The following is a 4129-nucleotide window of genomic DNA, read 5'->3' as shown; positions in this document are numbered from 1 at the left end:
CTACAAGAATTCTGTGCCATTTATAAAATGTACTTCTCGGCACATTCTTTTGCTTACAAAATTCATATTTACTTACATTACTTTTTTTATATTCTTCTACTAGCTCTTTCCATTTTTCATTACTTATTCTTTTTTTCTTTTTTTCTAATAGCATCATTAGCCTCTATTTTTTTAGGCTTTTGTTCTACCACTTATTTTTATTCTTGCCTAGATGCCCTTATTTTAGCGCTTACAGATTTATTAATCCACCCAAAGATAGTAGTAAAAACTATGGCAATAGGCTGAAAGTCGAAGAAACCTTTTCTAGATATAAAAGAATTGTTGGCAACAAAGTTCTAATAAAGCACATATAGGCGTTGCTTCAAAAGATTCACTTATTAAGTTGAATAATAAACGCTTAATCATTTTACCTCTTATATTAGGAATAATATTCCCATATTACAAAGTAATCTAGTAATATTTATCAAATTGTGAATTTGTAAATTAAACCAGCTATAACTATAAGTTGGCTCATCTAACTTTCTGAGTAAGCCCTACAAAAACTATTAACCATTTTCATTTGTTCAATGGTTTTACAAGGTACTTCTAATAACTTTGGATTAGCAATAATAATTGCCAAACATTGCGCTCTTGATATTGCAACATTGAGTCTATTTTTACTAAAAAGAAATTCTATATTTCTTGGTAAATATTCTGCACTAGATGTAACCATTGAAATTATTACTATTGGAGCTTCCTGTCCTTGAAAATTATCTACTGTCCCTACCCTTGCATTTTTAGGTAATATAGACCGCAAATAATTTACTTGTACATTATAAGGAGTAACTACTAAAATATCTTTTTCTGTAATTTGCCTTATCATTCCACTATCGTCAATTTCTTGATCTAGCAATTGATTATATATTTCATTTATTACATTACCCTCTTCTATACTTTTTTGAGAACAACCTTCATGCTCCACATCAATAAATTTAATTCCTTCATTAGGAAGGCCACAGTTTTTTAAATTAAGTATCCTATTAATTGTATCTTTATGAGCAATTAAACGACCGTCGTAAAATGTTTCAGAAATAAACTTACATATACTAGGTCTTAATCTTCTTGTCTCTGATAAAAATATTCCTCTCTCTATTGGTATTGTAGATTTATTACCAAGCAGATATTCTAATACAGATAATCCAGAATCTCCCGTATGCGTACCTTGTACAGGCTGTCCTAATTGCATTTGGTCACCTATTAATATAAGATTTTTTGTTGAAGTTGACATTGCAACAACATTAGCAAGTGCTACTTGTCCAGCTTCATCTATAAATAGATAATCTAATTGATCAACAAAATATTCATGTGCAAATAACCATGCTGTACCTGCTAATAAATTAGCTTCTAATGATATATTATTAGTTTTTGTCTCATTTTTAATATAACTACCTTCAAAATATGTTTCTTTATTACTTGTGCTTGCTTTTTTTATACCTGAAAAAGAAAAATCTTTTTCCTTTGCCACACTCTCAATTCTACTTAATAAATTATGTATTGCTCTATGTGAATTAGAAGTAACCCCTACCCTCTTACCTTGTTTCATTAGCTCCACTATAATATGACTACTTATATATGTCTTTCCTGTACCAGGGGGACCTTGTATAAATAAGTAACTTCTATCCATATTGATTATTACTTGTATTACTTCATTCTGTAAGTTGTCTGAGATTATTATCGCATCACCTGGATTTTTACCTTTAATCTTTGGAATTGACCGTTTAAGTAAATCACTAATACAATTATTAACATCTTTACTCTGAATCATCTTATCTGCAAAACGATATACTGCAGATCTTAAAAGTTTACTATCAATTGGACCACCAGGACCAACTGATAACATTTGAGGCAATTTTTCTTTTGCCATACCTCGTTTTATTTTTACATGTCTTTTGACTTCATCAATATCAATTACACTTCCAACCTGCTCCACCGTCTCTGTATTAAAAATACTACTACCTTTTTTAAGTTTAGTTTCCTGCTCTGGATACTCATATATATAAACAAGTGATCTTTTCTCCTGCTGTGGTTCACCAATCAACTTGAGTCCTCCTAAACATTCTACATCTTCTATGATTTCACTTTCATACTTATTTTGACGATCAAATATATTCCACCACTGAGGCTTAGCTTCCCTATTATGAAATTCTAATAAATACATCAGATTCTTTTCTTCATTCTCTAAGTATAGGTTTTCTAATTTATTTTTATACTCATCATATTGTTTTTCCCAATCTTTTTTTTCTTCTTTCACCTCTTCAGGATTTTCATTATCCCCTAATCCTTCAAACCAACTTGTATCTTCTGGTTTAAGAGTAATTAACCAATTTCTTAATAAATATGTTGATTTACAATCTATTTCATTATAGTCAGCTATTTCCTTTAGTAATTTCTCTTCTCCTGTTTCTCTCCATTTATTATATACAACTATACTATCTGCAGCTGTTGCAACAGTATTGGCTCGTTTATCCATATAAAATACCTCTAAATTCTTTATTGAATAACCAGGCTCTGAAGTGCGTATACTTTCTCTAACAACCATATATAAATCTATAAACTTCTTCTTTCTTAATAAGTTATCCAATTGATCTTCATATACCCCATATCTGCAAGATAATCTTTTTAAAGCTGTAGTTTCATAGTGGTTATAATGATAAATATAAGCATTTGGATATTTCTTTAAATGAGCTCTTACAAAATCCATAAAGCTGACAAATGCTTCCTTCTCTTCTTCATGATCATGAGCCCAATATGTTTTAAATATCTCTTTATTATTTTCTTTATAATAAACTCCAAATAAATATTCTAAACCATCAGGATAAAGTGGATCTCCTTCCATATCAAAAAATAAGTCACCTGGATTTATCTTTGATATGCGTTCAAAGCCTTTTCCTCTGGATTGTGAAATAATTTGGTATTTATCTTTTCCTGTTATTGCTTTATAATTCTGTAATATTGCTTGCTCCCTCAATCTTGAAAAAACTTCCTTGTTTATATTTGGAATTACTGTTTTTTCTTCTATTTCTGCTAACTCTTTTACAGTATTAATTCCAAATTTATTGAGCTTTTCTCTTTGTGAATTTGTAATATTTGCCACAAGACTTAAATGATCATCTTTTTTCCACTTTCCTGCACAATATTCTTTCCATTCACATAAGTCACAATGATTACAAGGTTCGGGATATAGATCTTGATTACTACTCCTTATAAATTTTAAAAATTCTTCTTTAGTAGAATTATAATAATAAATATAATCAGTAATTTTAAAACTATAACGTTGATTATCTCCTAAATAAAGATGCATTTCCTTTGGCATATTACCTTGAACATAGCTTAGAAGCTCTGAGTAAACACATAATTGTATTATATGCTTGACCTCTACTCTTTTTGATAGCTTAGTATCTAAAACTTCATAACTATAATTACCTAATTGTGAGATTTTATTACATCTTATTAAAAAATCCGAATCTCCCCTCCATAATTCATTATTTAATGCGGCTTGATAGATTACATCTACTCCTAATTTCATCGCATTATTAGTTTTAGCTATTCGTTCTTCAGGATTAAGATTTTTAGATATTTCTATTACCTCTTGACCATTTTCTTTTAGTTTTTTTAGATAATTCCCCTCATGTTCCAACCCTTTTTGTGCAAATAATATACTTGAATCACTATTATTGCCTGATGTTAATTCTCCTCTTATCTTTTTATTATTAAGTATTGTTGCATAATTACATGATAAAAAGATTATTAAATCTATTGGTGAACAAATATTTTTATTTTGGCTCTGTCGCATCTGTAATATGGTGTAAAATTTTTAAATTATTTATAGATTTTTCCATTAAGCAGCTAGTGAAAGAAATTTATCAAAGTCAGAATTATAATTGTCATTGTCAGCAAGTTGTCCTTTTTTAATCATGTGCAAGAGTTCTATTCCCGCAATAGTTCTGGCGGCACTTCTAAAGGATTTGAAGCCAAGCATCGGCCTAGTTCGTTTCTTTATAAATCTGTGATCGCCTTCTATCCTATTGTTGAGATATTTGTTCTGCCTAATTTCTATTTGGTTTTCTTTAGATAATGGCTTATTGATTGA

General features: G+C 29.5%; 4 protein-coding genes. 1 reads left to right on the top strand and 3 read right to left on the bottom strand.

Translation table 11 applies throughout. The features are described 5' to 3' along the window. The coding region (tnpA, locus tag EIC27_RS08435; RefSeq protein WP_410519450.1) for an IS66 family insertion sequence element accessory protein TnpA at positions 1-154 on the bottom strand (154 nt) is incomplete at its 3' end. A gap of 49 nt (positions 155-203) precedes the next feature. Here tnpA and EIC27_RS07135 point away from each other — a divergent pair. Next, positions 204-353 carry a hypothetical protein gene (locus tag EIC27_RS07135; RefSeq protein WP_154663853.1) on the top strand — a complete coding sequence of 50 codons (150 nt, stop codon included), beginning with the start codon at positions 204-206 and terminating at the stop codon, positions 351-353. A 161-nt stretch (positions 354-514) separates the two neighbouring features. Here the strand turns inward: EIC27_RS07135 and EIC27_RS06335 are convergent, their stop codons facing one another. Together EIC27_RS06335 and EIC27_RS06330 are read right to left on the bottom strand one after the other, a co-directional pair. Continuing rightward, positions 515-3832, bottom strand: coding sequence for a TM0106 family RecB-like putative nuclease (locus tag EIC27_RS06335; protein ID WP_126045222.1), 3318 nt, complete (start codon positions 3830-3832; stop codon positions 515-517). Between the two features lie 45 nt (positions 3833-3877). After that, positions 3878-4129, bottom strand: a 252-nt coding sequence (locus EIC27_RS06330; RefSeq protein WP_126045182.1) for a DDE-type integrase/transposase/recombinase, incomplete at its 5' end; no start/stop codon positions are given.

Origin of the sequence: Candidatus Aquarickettsia rohweri (assembly GCF_003953955.1) — a bacterium.
GTDB classification, from domain to species: domain Bacteria; phylum Pseudomonadota; class Alphaproteobacteria; order Rickettsiales; family Midichloriaceae; genus Aquirickettsia; species Aquirickettsia rohweri.
Note: the sequence above shows the minus strand (reverse complement) of the source record. Positions and strands in the feature narration are given on the sequence as shown.

Excerpts from the sequence above, each read along its gene's own strand:
- EIC27_RS06335 (WP_126045222.1), bottom strand. The coding sequence starts at position 3,832 with ATGCGACAGAGCCAAAATAAAAATATTTGTTCACCAATAGATTTAATA.